Source organism: Marinobacter sp. AC-23 (assembly GCF_001858325.1).
Lineage (GTDB): Bacteria > Pseudomonadota > Gammaproteobacteria > Pseudomonadales > Oleiphilaceae > Marinobacter.
Genome location: NZ_MBPP01000023.1, coordinates 181951 through 199558, shown reverse-complemented (window position 1 = coordinate 199558; position 17608 = coordinate 181951). Strand labels below are relative to the sequence as shown.

Genomic DNA, 17608 nt, shown 5'->3' with positions numbered 1-17608 from the left:
GCCACTGAGGCCTTGCACAAAAAGGCCTCAGTGGGCGTTCTTTCCAAGGCGCTCCTTCTGCCAGTCGTTTTCTGGTTCGTTCAGCACCAGCCGCAAGTCCATCACCTCTTCTTCAAGGTTGTACTTAATCTCAAACCCCATGTGTTCGGCCAGCTGCAGCATTGGACGGTTGTCCGCCAGAACATCACCCACCATTTCCACCGTGCCACGGGCGCGACAGTAATCGATCATTTTTTGCATGAGCGCAACACCAAGCCCCTCCCCCTTCATCTTGTCGTGAACCATCACAGCGAACTCGCACTGCAAGTTGTCTGCATCTGTCCAGGTTCGTACGGTGCCTAAGGTTTCATCTCCTTCGCCATCTTCTTTTGGCGCATTGGCGATAAAAACCATTTCCCGGTCGTAGTCAATCTGCACCATCTGCGCGACGTCTTCACGGGTAAAATGCTTACGATACTGGAAGAATCGATAACGAATGGATTCCGGTGACTGAAGCTCATGGAAGACCCGGTGTGACGGCTCGTCCTCTGCTAGCGCCGGGCGGATAATCACCCGTCGGCCAGATTTTGGCAGCAACAACCACTCCTCAAGCTCTCTCGGGTAGGGCTGAATGATTGGTTTGCCAGGTGTTTTGGAGAGATTGATAGCCACGTTAACGGCTACGGCACCCTGTTCATTGAACAGCAGCGGAGAGATTTCAAGCCCGCGGATCTCGGGGATATCAATAACAATCTGGGACAGGGTAACCAGTGTTTCCGAAACCGCCCGGATATCCGACTCAGGCTTCAGGCTGTGCTCCTTGAGCAGTTTGTACATATACGTGCGGCGCAGAAGCTCACGCGCAAGAACCATATTCAGCGGCGGCAGAGCAATCTGGCGATCCGTCATCACATTGATATGAGCGCCCGACGCACCGCAAACCACCAAGGGACCAAACTGCGCGTCTCTGGTAATGCCTACGCTAAACTCAATGCCACCCACATGCTGGTAAGAACGCTGCATGGCGAAGCCAAGAAACCCGCTCGTCGGAAAGTGCTTTTGGTATTCGTCCATCAGGAAATGGCAGGCATCGATAATGGCCGCTTCGCTGTTCAGCTTCTGAACTGTGCCCTTATAGCGACGCTGAGAAACGGTTAGATTTACAAACGGATGGCAGGCTTGCTCGTGAATGATCGTAACGTCTACCGGACGGCGCTCTATGGCAAAGGCGCCCATAACCTCATCTACGTCGTCACAATAAATCGTCTCAATGGTATTGATCCCGTAGTCACGCACTACCTCTCGGGCTTCCTGGCTCGACAAATGATTGCGGCCCGAACGAAGCGCATTCATAACCACGCGCCGGGTTTTCGTGTGGTCTGAAAAATGGTCGGTAAAGGATTCGGGAGTCTCTGTCAGCAGGCGCTGTACACGCTGGTGGCGCACATGCTGCATGAAGGCAACCACGGCTTTTTCAGGATTAAAGAATGATGGCACACCGGCGCGATAAAACTCCTCGCGAGCTTCCATTACCGTACTCTGCCCAAGCCAGCAGGTGAAAATATTAAGCCGCGTGCCCTTTGCCGCCTGTACCACTGCATCGGCAATCTGCAGGCTATCTTCCGTCAAGCTGGGCGCGTACATAACCAGCACGTTGGCGATCTCGGGATCCTTGGCCAGAATCTTGATGGCCTTACCATAAAGCTCCGGGGACGCGTCGTAGTTCAGGTCGATAGGGTTCTTGCGTGTCCAATACGCGGGCAATAGCTCCGCAAGAGCGTTGATGCTTGAGTCAGACAAATTGGCAAGCTCCCCCCCCAAATCCGCTAGCCGGTCAACCGCCAGAACACCGGGGCCCACGCCGTTCGCCATAATGGCCAGAGACTCCCGACGCAGCGGGCGCATTCGGGTAAGCGTTTCCAGCGCATCAAACATCTGGCCAAGCCCGTCAACCCGCAGCACCCCCGCACGCTGTAGCATGGCATCGTATATAGGGTCGCTACGTCTGATGCCGTCAGGCAGCTCATGGGTTAGCCATTCAGAGGCTGGCACTCGCCCGGATTTTACAGCAATCACGGGTTTGGTTCTGGATGCCACTCGCACGGCCGACATGAACCGCCGGGGGTTGGGAATATGCTCAATATGCAGAAGAATGGCGCGGGTCTGGGTGTCTTGGGCCAGATAATCAATCAGGTCGTCGTGATCGATATCCATCCCATCGCCAAGGGTAAGAAAATAGGAGAATCCAACCCCTCGAGCAAACGCCCAGTCAATCACCGAGCTGGCAATGGTGCCGGACTGGCCAACAAAGGCTACGCGACCGGGCAAGACACCCATGTGCGCGTATGTGGCGTTCAGGCTTCTCGCCGGCACTATAAGGCCAATCGTATTCGGACCAAGTACTCGAATGCCGGTTTCCTTTGCAGCTTCCCGCACCGCATACATCAGGGGCGTACCGGTTTTACTATGGGTACGAGACATACCACCTGTCATGACTATTGCCGTGCGCACACCCGCTTCGCCCAGGCGACGGATGGTCTTGGTCACTGTTTCCGGAGGCGTACAAACAATGGCAAGATCGGGCGAAAACTCCATTTTGGACACTTTTTTGACACAGGGCACACCGTGCACATTGTCATAATCGTTCTGGTTAACCACCAGAAGTTTGCCCGGGTAACCGCCGCTCATCAGGTTTCTTAACACCATACCGCCAAGGTTGTCTGCCCGCTCCGACGCCCCTACGACAGCTATGGACGCAGGGTTAAACAGACTCTCCAGGTATCGGGTGCCCAAACTGACTCTCCTTCAGTATGTGTTTGCTCTATCTTAGGCATAGATGAACCGATGTGAAATGCCTACTGCCGCTATCAGACGAAAGAAACACGGCGTAATCAGATTATCCCTGATAGGATTGAAGAAAATACTAGCAAAGTCGGGACGTTTCCAGATTTATGACCACCGCATTTTTTTCTCACGATGACTGCATGAAACACGACATGGGGCCGGAGCATCCCGAGAGCCCTGCCCGCCTGGCAGCCATTATCAGCTACATCGCCGACACAGGAATCGCTGAGAAGCTCGACTGGGTTCGCCCGGAGGAAATCACCCGAGACCAACTTTTAAGCGTGCACCCCGAGCGCTACCTACAACAGCTCGACATGATGCAACCTACCAGAGGGCGTGTGTTCACCGATCCAGATACCGCCATGATGCCAGACACCCTGCGCGCAGCAAGGCTGGCGGCGGGTGCCAACATTCAGGCCGTGGATATGGTCATGAGCAGCCAGGTCACTAACGCGTTCATCTGCGCGCGCCCCCCCGGCCACCATGCCGAGCGCAGCAAATCCATGGGTTTCTGTTTTTACAACAACATTGCCCTTGCTGCCATGCGCGCGCTCAATTTTCACCATCTTGATCGGGTAGCGATTGTTGATTTTGATGTGCATCAAGGTAATGGCACAGTGGATATCGTCAGTGGAGACGAGCGCGTATTGATGTGCTCAAGCTTTCAGCACCCTCTATTTCCAAACTCCCACGTGCACCGGCAAGCCGACAACATCGTGAATATTCCTATCGAAGCCGGGTGTTCTGCTACCGAGTATCGCAAGCGAGTGAAGGATGGATGGATAAAGCGCCTGAATGCGTTCAAGCCCCAAGTCATTCTGGTATCAGCCGGGTTTGATGCCCACCGCCTGGATCCCATGGCAGAACTTAACCTGGAAACTGAAGACTACCGCTGGCTTACCGAAATGCTGGTAGGCATCGCAAGCGAGCACAGTAACGATCGAATCATTTCAACTCTGGAAGGTGGCTACGATTTGAAAGCTCTCGCAGAAGGCGTGAATGCCCACCTGGAAGTTATGAGCTCGGTTTACTAGGATCAGCTTTGCGGGTTAGCTGCAGCGCGTCAACCAGCTGACACACTGCCGTATCCGTTGGCTTGCTGAAGCCCCGGACGCTCGCCTTCCCGCTGTAAACGGATCGTTGTGCGGCGATTTTCAGCCCGGCTGCGGGACGCTGGGTACCTATCGCCATGGGATCTTTCAGTTATTAAATCCGGGTCGACCCCCCTACTTTCTAAATAATCTGCCACTACGCTTGCACGCCCCTCAGACAAAGCCCGGTTATCGATTCGGCTACCAATATCGTCTGTATGTCCGTCCACAAATACCCGTTCTACAGTAGTGTCGGCCATGATGTAGGCCACAATATTATCCAATTGATTCATATCGGCTTGTGACAACTTTTGGCTACCTGTAGCGAAGGTCACTCTTGAGCGCCCTACCTGATCAATATTCACCGGCAGAAGATTCGCAGCACACGAACGATATTGCTGGTACTGGCCACTAAAGTTGATGTTCGAAACCTGTACACGAACAGGGTTGCCATCGTACCAGGAAGCCCGGGTAACGGTCGGCTGCATCCCCTCAAGGAGGCTTTGCGCAACAATAGCCGCTTGGCGTGGTTCAAGAGATACCTGGCGCCGCCCGTCAGTCACCTTCACCATGCCCACAGGCCTTGGGGCAACGCCTGGCCTCCATGCTGGGGCCTCAACAATCAGAGAGCCTCGGCCAGGCCGCATAAGATGCGCGTCGGATTCCAGGAAAAAAGCCAGATTTTCTCCGGCTCTGTGCCGAAATACAGCCCGGCCATATCCCGGAACCTCGTGGACCAGAGAGCATTCGAATACGGATTCGGCAAGATACCACTGGCTGTTTTCAATGCCGGCTCCATAGCTTGCGGCTACGGCATATCCAGGCATTAAGGTAGCCAGCGCCAGCACACCCAACAGGTTCAGCGTTTTTTTGTGGAAGCAGGTTACCGTAAAAAGCGCCATAGAGAATGCCGTAACAGTGAGACTGGTAGCTCACGGGTAATGAGTCGTTACCTTGTTTAACGGCACCCAAAGAATGTTCTTTAGCTGCTCAGGAGAAAAACAATCACCGGCGCCTTCTGCTATAATCTGCAAAATTTTTCAGGGTCGACGTGCCATCCAAAGTGAAGGCGCCCTCTACGCCCTTTTACCAGCTCTTAGAAGGTATTGCGGAACCAGCTCATGACCGAACAACTTACACTTGTGCGCCCCGACGACTGGCACCTCCACGTTCGCGACGGCGATGTTCTAAACGACGTGGTACCTGCGACCGCAGCCTGTTTCGGGCGAGCCATCATAATGCCCAATCTTGCGCCTCCCGTAACGAGTGCAGCTGAAGCTTCAGCGTACCGAGACCGAATTGTGGCCGCCGCCAAGGGCACGAATTTCCAGCCGTTGATGACGCTATACCTCACAGAATCCACCTCTCGCTCAGACATCCTTGAGGCTCGCGCAGAAGGGATCGTCGCCGCCAAGCTGTACCCAGCCGGCGCCACCACAAACTCAGCTTCGGGCGTGCAAGATATTCGCAATATCTACCCGGTGTTAGAAGCCATGGCCGAGTGCGGAATGCTGCTGCTTGTTCACGGCGAAGTGACCGATGCAGACATAGATATTTTTGACCGGGAAAAGGTATTTCTTGAGCGGGTTCTTACCCCAACCCTGAAAGCCTTCCCCAACCTCAAGGTCGTGCTTGAGCACATAACCACCGCAGATTCGGCAGAGTTTGTACGCCACCACCAAGGCGACAATCTTGCGGCAACGCTTACGCCCCAGCACCTCATGTACAACCGCAATCACATGCTGGTCGGTGGCATTCGACCTCATCTGTACTGCCTGCCAATTCTAAAACGCAACCGACACCAGCAGGCCCTGAGAGATGCCATTGCCAGCGGCGACAAGCGGTTTTTTCTGGGCACAGACTCGGCCCCGCATTCAAAGGACAAAAAAGAAGCTGCGTGCGGGTGCGCAGGCTGCTATTCCGCCTATGGTGCCATTGGGTTGTACGCAGATATTTTTGAAGAGCTTGGCATTCTTGACCAACTGGAAGCCTTTGCCAGCTTTAACGGCGCAGACTTCTACGGCCTGCCACGAAATACCGACACCATCACTTTGGTGAGAAAACCTTGGTCCATGCCGGATGATTTGCCTCTGGCAGGTGGTACCATCGTTCCATTGAAAGCTGGCGAAACCATCAACTGGCGCTTAGCGTAAACCTACCCCATTTTCCTGATAAACGGCCAAGACCGGAGTTTTAGTGACTGACGAGAACAGACAACCGCACCCCATGTCCCGCAGATTCCGCGGTTTTTTACCTGTTGTTGTTGATGTGGAGACAGGCGGATTCAACCCGGGACGCGATGCTCTGCTGGAAATAGCGGCGGTCATGCTGACAATGGACGACGACGGCCGAATACGCCGCGCTGAAACCCACGTGCAGCAGATTGATCCGTTTGAGGGTGCCAATCTGGAGCAGTCCGCGCTGGATTTCACCGGAATCGACCCCTGGCATCCAGACCGTGAAGCGGTACCCGAGCGCGAAGGCTTGAGTGAAATATTCAGCCCCATTCGTAAGTCGGTTAAGGCGCACGATTGCAAACGCGCGGTTCTGGTTGGCCACAACGCAACGTTTGACCACAATTTCGTATTCGCTGCCGCCCAGCGGGCAGATATCCGCCGAAACCCGTTTCACCCGTTTTCGACATTCGATACGGCCACTCTTGCGGGCCTGGCTTATGGCCACACAGTTCTGGCACAGGCGTGCAAACTGGCGGGCATTCCGTTCAACAATAAAGAAGCGCACTCCGCAGCTTACGATGCAGAAAAAACAGCAGATCTGTTTTGCGGAATCGTAAATCGCTGGCTGGATCTTGGCGGCTTTCCGCCACCAATAATGATTTCGGATGAAGACGAATAACCCAAGCTTTATCCCGCAAACAGCACCCACAAAAAAACCCGCCAAGCGGGTTTTTTTGATTCAACTTGCCAAAACCTTTACCTACCAGTGAATACCGCGCATAACAGCCGCAAATGCCACTTGTTCTGTGGAAACCTTTGGCCGTTCAATGGTCTTTCCACCTACGCCCGGAGATGAATCCGGGAACATGCGATACCCAGTGTTCATTACGATCTCACCCATCTTCGGTGCAACAGCATGCAGCACTTGGGCAAACACCCCAAGGCGTGTAGCAATCCGCTTAGGGCGATAAACAATCGCGTCTGCAACCATGGCTGCAGCCTCTTCCGGCGAAAGGGTCGGCACCGAATCGTAAATTTTTGTGGGTGCAATCATCGGCGTTTTCACCAGCGGCATATTGATGGTGGTAAACGTTACGTTGCGATCAGACCACTCAGATGCCGCGCACCGACTGAATGCATCCAGCGCTGATTTCGATGCCACATAGGCAGAGAAACGCGGCGCGTTGGTAAGAACACCAATGGATGAAATGTTCACCACGTGCCCGCCGTTGCGTTCCAGCATGGAAGGCGCAAAGCCCATGATCAGGCGCACGGAACCAAAATAGTTGAGCTGCATGGTGCGCTCAAAATCGTGAAAACGATCAAACGCCAACGACAGCGAGCGCCGGATAGAGCGCCCTGCGTTGTTCACCAGCACATCCACATGACCGTGGTTATCCAAAACGGTTTTTACAAACTGGTCGCACTCCTCCATGTTGGAGAAATCACACTGGTAGGCGTGCACGTTGCCACCTTTGGCTTCCAGTGATGCGGCTACCTGATCCAGCGTTTCCCGGGTGCGGGCGCCAATAATCAGAATAGCGTTAGTCTCTGCCAACTTTTCGGCTGTCGCCAAACCAATGCCGGAGGTCGCTCCGGTGATTACCACCACCTTGCCCTCAACGGTGCCCTTAAGCGTGCGATCCTTGAACAGATCCGGGTCCAGATGGCGCTCCCAGAAATCCCAGATTACCGGTGCATAGTCCGGCAGACGAGGTACCTCAATGCCAGTTCCCTTCAACACTCTCTCGGTTTCACGAGCGTCAAAACGGGTGGGGTAATTGATAAAAGACAGCACTGAGCGCGGAATACCCATGTCTTCTAACAGAGCACCGGTCAAACGCTTTACCGGCGGCATGTTTTTCAGGCTCTGGCGGATAAACGGCGGAATAAACCCGAACATACGCGAATCAATGCGCATCCCCATTTTGGGGGCATGGCCAGCTTCACTGAAGATATTGAGAATTTCACCGACTTTATAAGGGTCGGAATCCACAAGGTGGAAGCAGTTTCCATCTTCGCCCTTAAGGTGTGCTATGTGATCCAACGCATTAACCACGAAATCCACAGGAACAATGTTCAGGCGGCCACCCTCGATACCAATTGTTGGTACCCACTGGGGCAGAGTTCTACGGATTTTCTGAATCATCTTGAAGAAATAATAAGGTCCATCGACCTTATCCATCTCACCGGTGGCAGAGTGACCAATCACCATACCCGGGCGGTAGATACGAAATGGCACCTTACACTCTTCGCGGACAACCTTTTCTGACTCATGCTTTGTCGCCAGGTATGGGTGGTCCAGCTTCTCGGCTTCCCCAAACATATCCTCGCGGAACGTGCCCTTGAACATGCCTGCTGCGGCAATGGATGAAACATGGTGAAAATGCTTCGCCCCCATAGTTTCCGCAGCGTTAACTGCGGCCCTGGTGCCGTCGATATTCGTGGCTTTCTGGGCGTCTTCATCTGCACCCATATCGTATACGGCTGCAAGGTGGAAAAAGTGGTCAACCTTTCCTGTCAGAGCTTTCAGGGTTTTGGCATCAATGCCCAAGTTCTCACTGGTAAGGTCACCAATTACCGCCTTTACCCGGGACTCATCTACGCCCCAACGATCTCTGAGTGCGTTGAGCTTTCCCTGGGATTGCTCGCGCACCAACAAATGCACTGTGCCACCGCGCGCCAGCAGCTTCTCCACTAAAAAACGGCCAATAAACCCGGTACCACCCGTCAGGAAATAATTCATTGATAATCCACCCTGCTTGTTGCTCTGTTGTTGTCTATCCATGCCAGCCGCCTTAGACAAAAGTCTTGTAGCGGCATTTTAAGGCCAGCATTGTACTTAATTGCAACTTGCATGTATCGGACTTTTTTAGAGCTTTTACTCTGTAACCTATTGTTTTAAATAGAGCCATTACTCTAAATTTTACCTGGAAAGCCTGTATTTTTACCCGACACAATGCAGTTGAGACTAGCACAGTAATTGGCTTGTGCCCTCCCCGGCGATGAATTACCGCAATGCAATGAAACAGCCTGCCAGCAATGCGATAATCAGGAACTTATTGCCTCTTTGGGCATCAGCCCTTTTCACAGATCAAGCGATATCCGGAAGCCAGAACATGCAGAATGACAACCCGAACACCCAACGCTACATCACCATTGCCCGCGCCTGTTTAAAAGCCATCAACGATACGGCGAAAAATTCCGGAGACCGGGAACAAAAAATCCAAGCGGTTTACCAGGCAATCGACAGTGCATTCCAGGAAGAATTTGCCGATTACCGCCAGTCCGTTGCCATCATGGCAACCGTGCTTGAGCGTATTGCTTCCGGCGAACTCGATGGTGAAGCTGCAACAGACCTGGCCCGCAAAACCCTCGACCAGCAACCTGAAAAGACTCGCAAAGCAATGATGCACTGAAGCACAGCGCATCCTACCGGTCGTACATAAGGAAGGCTTCCTGAAAGCCCCCAAACGGATAATAGAGGCCCTATGCATATCGGCACCCCCAAGAACGCCCGCACACAGATGCTGACGACAAACGTGCTTGCGCTGCTTTTGTTGATATTTTTCAGTGGGTTTACCATGGCTGCACAAACGCCAGATAAGAGCCCCAACGATAACAACGAATACCGCTTTATAGAGCTGGATAATGGCCTGCAGGCCATTCTGGTATCCGACAAGGATGCAGACAAAGCGGCTGCTTCGATGAACGTAGCCGTGGGCAGCGGTGATGACCCCAAAGAGCGGGAGGGCATAGCACACTTCCTGGAGCACATGCTGTTTCTAGGCACTGAAAAATACCCCGAACCCGGCGAATATCAGCAGTTCATCAAAAGCCACGGAGGCAGCCACAACGCCTTTACCGCGTTTCGTAACACCAACTACTTCTTCGATATCCAGGCAAACTATCTCGAATCAGCGCTAGACCGCTTTGCTCAACAGTTTGCCGCGCCTCTGTTTACCGCCGAACTGGTTGACCGTGAGCGTAACGCCGTTCATTCAGAATTCAGTGCCAAACAGAAGGAAGATGGACGTCGCTTCTATTCCGTCAAGAAAGCCACCAGCAACCCGGAGAATGCGTTTCACCAGTTTGCTGTCGGTAACTTGACCACCCTGGAAAATACCGAAGATAACCCGCTTCGGCCCGACCTTATCGGGTTTTGGAAAGCCCGTTACTCCGCCAACCTCATGACCCTTGCAGTCTATGGTCCGCAGCCGCTAGACGAACTCGAAGCAATGGTAAGAGCACGTTTTGGTGCCATCGAGAACCGCAACCTGAAACCACAGGCGCATACCTCCAGCCTCCTGAACAAAGATACGCTGCCCGCTAAGGTAACAGCGGAAGCGATCAAAGATGTGCGCAGCCTGTCGTTGTCGTTCCCAATTCCATCCCAACAACAGAATTACCGCACCAAGCCGGCCAGCTACATAGCCAACCTGTTAGGCCATGAAGGGCCTGGCAGCCTTTTTGATGTACTCAAAAAGAACGGTCTGGCAGATGGCCTGTCGGCAGGCCTTGGTATGGACACCGGCGAGAACGCCACACTGGATATCAGCATTGCACTCACGCCCGAGGGCCTGCGCAGGCAAGACGAGATCCTATCTTTGGTTTTCAGCTACATAGACATTATTCGTGAACGAGGCATTAGCCAGCAGCGCTTTGACGAAATGCAACGTTTGGCACGAATCGACTTTCGTTTTCGTGAACAGGGCGAACCTATTCATGAAGCCATGCGCCTATCTAGCCAACTTCAGGACTATCCCGCAGAAAATATACTCAGTGCACCTTGGCTGATGGAGCGTTACGCGCCCGAGCAATACCGGGCGATCCTTGCAGAACTTACACCAGATAACGTGATGGCCTATGTGCTGGCGCCGCAGCTGGAGCTGAAAAGCCCGAAACTGACTCAGTGGTACGAAGCACCCTGGCAAATAGAAACCCTGGATGCAGAAACGCTCAAGGCTAATGCACCAAAGGCCTTAGCCACGGCACTTCAGCTTCCATTACCCAACCCGTTTGTGCCAGAAAACCTGGACATGGTACCGGGCAAAACCATGAGCAAGCCCGAACTTTTGAGCAACAACGGCATGGCGATCTGGTTTGCCCGGGACACTCGTTTTAACACGCCTAAAGCCAACGTATTTTTAAGCCTGCGCACCCCGGCTGCTCGCGTATCTGCACGCAGCCATGTACTCACACGATTACTTGTCGACAGCATCAATAACAACCTGAATGCCTGGGCCTATTCCGCACGCCTTGCCGGTCTGGATTACAGCATTTACCCACACCTGCGTGGGGTCACCGTGCGCGTCGGCGGCTACAGCGACAAACTCCACACTTTGATGAACCGCATTCTTATGCAGATCTCGACGCCCGAGATTACCCGGCAGAGGTTTGATATCGCGCGGCAAAACCTGATAGACAGCCTGCAGAACAAAGCCAAGGATCGGCCTGTTGAACAGACATCGGAGTTTATTCAAACAGCCTTATAGAAGACACCTGGAGCACCGGAGAAAAGCTCGAGGCAGCCAAAAGCGTGACCTTGGACGAACTCATGTCTTTCACCGAGGCGCTGCTGTCAGAAGTTGACCCGGTGCTGCTGGCCCATGGCAACATTACGCAAGCCTACGCCCTTAACCTGGCCCAGCAAATAAACGCCATTGTTCTGGGCAACAGTGAATTTGTGCACGTTGAGCGCAGCCATGTACGCAAGCTGCCCACCAAGGAAATGCTGGTCTCCTTGAGCGTAAAACACCCAGACACCGGGTACACGCTTTACACCCAGGGTAAGAACACCAGTTTTGAAGAGCGCGCCCGCTTCCGCCTGTTAGCCCAGATTATAAGCAGCCCGTTTTACGAGGACATTCGCACCACACGCCAGCTTGCTACATTGTGTACGCCACACCGTTTGAGATGCTCGAAACTCCGGCTTTGGGTTTTGTGGTTCAATCACCCACCGCCAGCCAAGGCGAGATAGACCAAGCGGTTCGAGAGTTCACAACCGGCTTTGAGGAGACCCTGGGCAATATAAACAAGGAACGACTTGAGCGTGAGAAGCAGGCAGTAATCAGCAGCATCCTGGAACAGGATCGCCAGTTGGGCGAAATTTCAGGGCGCTACTGGCGCGAGATTGACCGGGGCGCAGATGGTTTCGACTCCCGTGAGCAACTCGCGGAAGCCGTTAAAGCAGTCAGCCTTGAAGATCTGAAAACCACCTTCAAGGATGCGGTGCTAAACCGAGACAGGGCGCTGCGCGCGGTAACAGGGGGAGAGGGGTTGAGTGCCAATGAAGCCCGTGATCTTATCCTGCAGCAACCACCGGTTACTGCAAAGTAAGCTGAAAACGCGCCCAGTCCTCTGGCTCGTCCACATCCCAACGGGGCTCCAGCAAACCAACGCTGAGCCCCAGTTCTTCGAGCCGTTCACGGGTCTGCTCAAGAACGCCCTCGGTGCCCCACTCAATATCATCAAGCATGTGGGGAACCACCCGGCGGGCGCCAATCAGCACATAGCCACCGTCATCGGATGGCCCCAAAACCACATCGTATTCCTGCAGCGCAGCCACTGCCTGGCTTACGTAACCCGCCTCTACCGAAGGGCAATCGCTGCCTACAATCAGAGCCAGTGCGTGGGATTGCAGGCCAGTACCAAGTGCACCTAACATGCGTTCGCCCAGGTTAGCGCCCTGCTGTACTTTCTGCATCACACCTCGCCGCTCAATATCACAAACAACCTCGCGCGCATCCACCGGTACAGACTCTACTGCCCTATCCCACCAGAACTGCACTGGAAGGCGGGCGCCACACAGGTTATCCAGCACAGCAAGCGTGAGCGTTACGTGCGCATTCAGCGCCCCCGATACACCCAACGCCGGAATAAGGCGAGTTTTTACCCGACCCGCTTCCGGCCACTTAGCAAATTGCATCAACAACACACTGGGGGATTCAGTCTTTGGCATTACGTACATCCGAACGGTAAGAGTGAGCGAGCGCGTCTGGTGACTCACCGCGCCAGTAGCGCCAGCGTAAACGCCACATTAAGAAAATTGTGCGCCAGACACCCTGCTTTTCCCAGCGCCGGCTATCGGTGACAACAGGTTCTTGAATACAAAAAGGCCGGGAGACTAGCCGAACCCGGCGGGAAAACTCAATATCCTCCATAATCGGCAAGTGCTCAAACCCACGCAGAGCTTCAAAAACCTCCCTGCGCACAAACAGCGCCTGATCCCCAGTACAAATGCCCGTTAACCGAGAACGCTGATTCATAAACCAGGCAACCACGCGGAACATTATACCCCGGCCACTCAAACGCACATCAAAGCGGCCCCAGGCCTTGTCGCTTTTAAAAAACTGATCCAGACAACTCAATGCATTCGAAGGAAGCTGGGTATCTGCGTGCAAAAACAGCAGAACATTGCCTTTAGCAACAGCCGCGCCGGCATTCATCTGAACGGCCCTGCCCTTTCCCGATTGAACCACCCGATCCGCAAGCGGGCTTGCCAGCCTGGCCGTTCCATCAGTGCTGTCGGCATCCACAACAATCAGCTCATGCCTCTGCGCACGCAGTGGCTGCAGCGCTTCAAGTGTTTTCACAACACCTGTAGCTTCCATCCATACCGGCACAACGATGCTTAACGAGAAAGGGTCAGACAAAGCACACTCCCAGACAAACAGAAAACACGGTAACACCTTGAGCCATAAGCTTCAGGCCGTTATCATACCGATCTTCTGAAAGAAGCGCCTTCGTAGCTCATCTGGATAGAGCGTCCCCCTCCTAAGGGGAAGGTAGCAGGTTCGAGTCCTGCCGAGGGCACCATCAAACTTTATTTCGACTTCTATACCCTCCCCTTTTGATATCACTGAGCACTAGCCTCAACAGCCAAACCTATATCCGGCCGAAATAGCCTCTGAAGCTCAAGAAACCGATCGGCAATGGCGGTATCGAAACGTGTCGTCTGAATGAAGTGTAGAGCTTCCGGCTAGGTGTTCATGAGCTTGGGAACTCCGAGAATAGACAACAGTGCGCGCAGCACAGGTAATGGAATGTATCGGCGGGGTGGCTTAGCGCCTAGTGAGTCGCTGGCCAACACCAGCATTGTCTGGAGTGCCGGAGTATCCGGGTCCAGGCACAACAAGCGTTCCGGAACACTCTGCACAATCGCTGCTGCGGCAATCCAAGCTGCCAGATGATCCACTGTGGTAAGCGGGAGCCAGTGTTCTGGCGTGCCAGGTGCCAGGCACCAGCGCGAGGCGCCCTCGGGACAGATTATCCAATAACTGATATAGAGGCTGCGCAGCATCCAGTTCGCCCGTCTGGCTGTGGCCCGCAACGGTTGCAGGTTGGACTTCCACCATATCAAGCGCTGTTTGTGCGGCAAACGACCGAACTTTTAGTGCAGCTTCCAGTTTACTGGCTCCGTAAGCGCCGGCATGCCTATACACATCTCGCCAGTTCGTTTTCTCTGACTGAGCCGGGTCGATACCCAGTTGATTCAGATGCTGCAGGTTTTCAAGCATAAACCCACTGATGAAGACCAGCCGGCAACCAAGTCTCCGGGCCAGTTCTGCAACAGCCAAGCTGCCCTCTACGTTATTGGTGTAAGCGCATTTACGCTCAGGCTGCCGCTATGGGCTCTGCACTTCGGGCGCCGGCGTTGAAAAGGCCCGAGCCCAAGTACGCTCTAAAGCTTCAAACACACTGTCGGTCGCCAGTGCCAGCAGGCCGATCAAGATGGCGCCTTGCAAAACGTAGGCGGTATTTCCGTTGACCAGCCCCGCAATCACCGGATCGCCCAGGGTACGGGCGCCAATGGTTGAGCCAATGGCTGCGGTGGCGATGTTTATGGTAACGGAGGTGCGGATGCCCGCGAGTATCACCCGCCCGGCCAAGGGAGTTCCACTTTGAACAGCACTTGCATGGAAGACATGCCCATTCCTTTGGCAGATTCGAGCACAGCAGAGTTAATACCACTCAGCCCTGCCAGGGTATTCCGCAGAATGGGCAGTAAACCATAAAGCACCAACGCGAACAGCGTGGGCTTCTCGCCAAAACCCATAACGGGCACTGCCAGCGCAAGCACGGCGACAGGCGGCACGGTCTGGCCGATGGAGGCTATTTGGCTAACCAGCGGCAGAAAGTCACGACCGGCGGGGCGGGTGACAAAGATACCGGCAGATACAGCCACCAGCGTGCCTATTGTGGCAGAAGCCAGCACCAGCCAAAGGTGGCTTTGCAGCAGTGAGTAGAAGCTGTCTCTGGTGTAAATCAGGTTGTCGGTGTCGGGCTCCACCCATGAAAACAGCGGTGTCATTGTGGGGAGCAAAGCCGCTAATGCGCACAGCGAGGCAACCCAGGCAACCGGTGCAAACCACGCGCGCATCAAGCGCCACCCTGCAGAAGCTGCTCACGTTTTACGGTGCCAACCTCTTCGCCTGTCCCACTAAAAACCGGGAGTTCCGCGGAGTTTTTCCACACCATAATGGATAGCGCAATACGAAGGCTGTCCGACTCATTAAGGCCCTCGGCACCGGGTTCTGATTTTCGGGGCTGTGGATGCCGTTCCATCAGGTCGCCCACCGTGCGCAACGCCAAGAGCTTCAGGCCACGATCGCCCTTGCCTATCAGGTTTTCCACAAAGGCTGATGCCGGCCGTCGAAGGATCGCCTCTGGCGTATCGTGTTGAATAATTTGTCCTTTATCCATTACCGCGATACGGGTAGCCAATTTTAAGGCCTCATCAATATCGTGGGTCACGAACACGGTGGTTTTATTGAGTTGCCGCTGGATTCGTAACATTTCCTGCTGCAGATTTTCCCGGGTGATGGCGTCCAAGGCGCCGAAAGGCTCATCCATCAGGAGAATATTAGGGTCGCCCGCCAGCGCTCGTGCCACGCCCACCCGTTGGGCCTGACCACCGGAAAGCTGGTGCGGATATTTGGCAGCGTCGGTTGCCGGGTCCAGCCCCAGCAGGGTCAGCAGCTCATTTACGCGGTCATCGCGTTTGCGGGTTGGCCATTTGAGTAGATTGGGCACTACGCCAATATTGCGAGCGACAGTCCAGTGGGGGAACAACCCAGTGCTCTGTATGGCGTAGCCCATATTCAGTCGCAGCGCCTCTGGGTCCGCTTTATTAATATCCTCGCCATCCACAAGAATTTCGCCGCTGGTGCGGGGCAAAAGGCGATTAATCATCCGTAGCGTGGTGGATTTGCCGCAGCCGGAACTGCCCACAAGTACGCAGACTTCGCCGGTTTCTATGGTCAGATCAATATGATCAACCGCCACGGCATCGCCGAACCGGCGAGTGACTCCTTTCAGCTCAATCACTTTGAGGGCTCCTGAAATTTCAATGCAGACAGGATGGCATCGGCCGCCAATGCCAAAAAAACCGTGGGCAGCGCGCCAAGTAGCACCAAATCCATGGCAGCCTGCCCCAGGCCCTGAAAAATGAACGTGCCGAAGCCTCCAGCGCCAATCAGTGCGGCAACAGCGGTCAGGCCAATGGCTTGTATGGTGGTAATTCGCACACCCTCAATAATGACCGGTAGGGCCAAAGGAAGCTTCACCTGCATAAATATCTGTCGCTCGCTCATCCCCATACCTCGCCCGGCGTCAATCACGGACTCAGGCACTTCGATCAAAGCGACATAGGTATTGCGCACCATGGGCAACAGGCTATAGGCAATCAACGCCAGCAGCGCGGGCGCCCAACCAATGCCCCGAATGCCCAGTGTCTGAAGAAAGGGAAAAGCTGCGGACAACGCCCCCAAAGGCGCAATTAACAACCCAAACAGTGCCAGACTGGGGATGGTCTGCATAAAACTGACCAGCCCCAGCAACGGCCGTCGCCAACGCTCTCGCCTCACCATGGTAAGCGCCAAGGCGAAAGCCAGCACCGCACTTATGGCAACGGCACCCAGCGACAATGATAAGTGTACGGTTAAGGCTTGGGAGAACTGATCCGCCCGATTGGTGTATTCGCGAATAAGCGACAGGCTGGAGAGCCCTTCACGGCTGGCGCAGAGCCACCAACCCGCAACAATCAGCAACACGGATAATAACTGCAGGCGACGGGAGGCTTTGAGCTGGCCCAGTGTTTCCAAAAGCATCAGTCCCAGCAAAAACGCCAAACACCAGAACCCGGCGCCTATGCCAATGCGAGCATAAGCGAAATCTGATGGAAGCCTGCGCAGCGCAAATACTTCAAGCAGCAGAGGCAGGGCCATCAGTGCAGCCGTCAGCAGTGCCGCCAGCACCAAAAAGCGTTTGTGGACAGGCCTTGTTGCCAGCGCAACCACGACCAACAACAGGGAGGAGACAATGATTGCGCCAAGCCAGCCTGTCGCGCCATAAAGGCCGTAGCCAGTTCCAGACACAATACGGTTGGGCTGCACCACGCCGAGATTGAGCAGCCACACCAAACCGAGCGCAGCCAGTGCTAACGCTGGTATTACACGGTTAGGTAGCACACGGTTCGATAACCCACGGTTCGGCAGCGTTGTCGATGAAGACACT

The 17608-nt window shown here is 54.3% G+C and carries 14 protein-coding genes, 1 tRNA gene and 2 pseudogenes; 8 read left to right on the top strand and 9 right to left on the bottom strand.

Translation table 11 applies throughout. The features are described 5' to 3' along the window. Positions 1-27: 27 nt before the first annotated feature. Positions 28-2772: a GNAT family N-acetyltransferase gene (locus tag BCA33_RS09130; protein ID WP_071265156.1), complete on the bottom strand. Its 2745-nt coding sequence runs from the start codon at positions 2770-2772 to the stop codon at positions 28-30. A gap of 158 nt (positions 2773-2930) precedes the next feature. On the opposite strand from BCA33_RS09130, the gene BCA33_RS09125 reads away from it, so the two are divergent. Next, positions 2931-3857: a histone deacetylase family protein gene (locus tag BCA33_RS09125; RefSeq protein WP_071265154.1), complete on the top strand. Its 927-nt coding sequence runs from the start codon at positions 2931-2933 to the stop codon at positions 3855-3857. Positions 3858-3886: 29 nt separating this feature from the next. Here BCA33_RS09125 and BCA33_RS09120 read toward each other — a convergent pair whose 3' ends face one another. Next, positions 3887-4741, bottom strand: coding sequence for an OmpA family protein (locus BCA33_RS09120; protein WP_254774296.1), 855 nt, complete (start codon positions 4739-4741; stop codon positions 3887-3889). 294 nt (positions 4742-5035) lie between these two features. On the opposite strand from BCA33_RS09120, the gene pyrC reads away from it, so the two are divergent. Next, positions 5036-6067, top strand: a complete 1032-nt coding sequence (gene pyrC, locus BCA33_RS09115; RefSeq protein ID WP_071265150.1) for a dihydroorotase — start codon at positions 5036-5038, stop codon at positions 6065-6067. Between the two features lie 43 nt (positions 6068-6110). Then, complete coding sequence (gene rnt / locus BCA33_RS09110; protein ID WP_083394691.1) at positions 6111-6770, top strand: ribonuclease T; 660 nt, start codon at positions 6111-6113, stop codon at positions 6768-6770. An 81-nt stretch (positions 6771-6851) separates the two neighbouring features. Here the strand turns inward: rnt and BCA33_RS09105 are convergent, their stop codons facing one another. Further along, complete coding sequence (locus BCA33_RS09105; RefSeq protein WP_071265209.1) at positions 6852-8837, bottom strand: SDR family oxidoreductase; 1986 nt, start codon at positions 8835-8837, stop codon at positions 6852-6854. Positions 8838-9210: 373 nt separating this feature from the next. On the opposite strand from BCA33_RS09105, the gene BCA33_RS09100 reads away from it, so the two are divergent. The 4 genes from BCA33_RS09100 (at position 9211) to BCA33_RS22745 (ending at position 12430) form a co-directional block, all read left to right on the top strand. After that, complete coding sequence (locus BCA33_RS09100) at positions 9211-9510, top strand: hypothetical protein (protein ID WP_071265207.1); 300 nt, start codon at positions 9211-9213, stop codon at positions 9508-9510. 72 nt (positions 9511-9582) lie between these two features. Then, complete coding sequence (locus BCA33_RS09095; RefSeq protein WP_368087230.1) at positions 9583-11586, top strand: insulinase family protein; 2004 nt, start codon at positions 9583-9585, stop codon at positions 11584-11586. Between the two features lie 62 nt (positions 11587-11648). Continuing rightward, the gene (locus tag BCA33_RS22750; protein WP_368087229.1) at positions 11649-12071 is read left to right on the top strand and encodes a hypothetical protein; all 423 of its coding nucleotides are present in this window, start codon (positions 11649-11651) and stop codon (positions 12069-12071) included. Then, entirely contained in the window at positions 12035-12430 is a 396-nt protein-coding gene (locus tag BCA33_RS22745) for a hypothetical protein (protein WP_368087228.1), read from the top strand. Before BCA33_RS22750 ends, BCA33_RS22745 begins: the two co-directional genes overlap by 37 nt. On the opposite strand, the gene BCA33_RS09090 is transcribed toward BCA33_RS22745, so the two are convergent. Beyond that, entirely contained in the window at positions 12417-13052 is a 636-nt protein-coding gene (locus BCA33_RS09090; RefSeq protein WP_071265148.1) for a TIGR04282 family arsenosugar biosynthesis glycosyltransferase, read from the bottom strand. The genes BCA33_RS22745 and BCA33_RS09090 overlap by 14 nt on opposite strands. After that, the gene (locus BCA33_RS09085; protein WP_083394690.1) at positions 13039-13746 is read right to left on the bottom strand and encodes a TIGR04283 family arsenosugar biosynthesis glycosyltransferase; all 708 of its coding nucleotides are present in this window, start codon (positions 13744-13746) and stop codon (positions 13039-13041) included. The genes BCA33_RS09090 and BCA33_RS09085 overlap by 14 nt, the downstream gene beginning before the upstream one ends. Before the next feature lie 86 nt (positions 13747-13832). Between BCA33_RS09085 and BCA33_RS09080 the strand changes: the two genes are divergently transcribed. Continuing rightward, positions 13833-13909 (top strand) — tRNA-Arg (locus tag BCA33_RS09080). Positions 13910-14154: 245 nt separating this feature from the next. Here the strand turns inward: BCA33_RS09080 and BCA33_RS09075 are convergent. From BCA33_RS09075 to BCA33_RS09060, 4 genes and pseudogenes are all read right to left on the bottom strand, one after another. Further along, positions 14155-14685 (bottom strand): annotated as a pseudogene (locus BCA33_RS09075) (NAD-dependent epimerase/dehydratase family protein); the annotation flags it as partial. Between the two features lie 33 nt (positions 14686-14718). After that, positions 14719-15404, bottom strand: a pseudogene (locus BCA33_RS22740) (ABC transporter permease). Positions 15405-15472: 68 nt separating this feature from the next. Further along, positions 15473-16420 (bottom strand): ABC transporter ATP-binding protein, encoded by a 948-nt coding sequence (locus BCA33_RS09065; RefSeq protein WP_071265142.1) that lies wholly within the window; start codon positions 16418-16420, stop codon positions 15473-15475. After that, entirely contained in the window at positions 16417-17607 is a 1191-nt protein-coding gene (locus BCA33_RS09060) for an ABC transporter permease (protein ID WP_254774288.1), read from the bottom strand. Before BCA33_RS09060 ends, BCA33_RS09065 begins: the two co-directional genes overlap by 4 nt. Between the last annotated feature and the right edge of the window lies 1 nt (position 17608).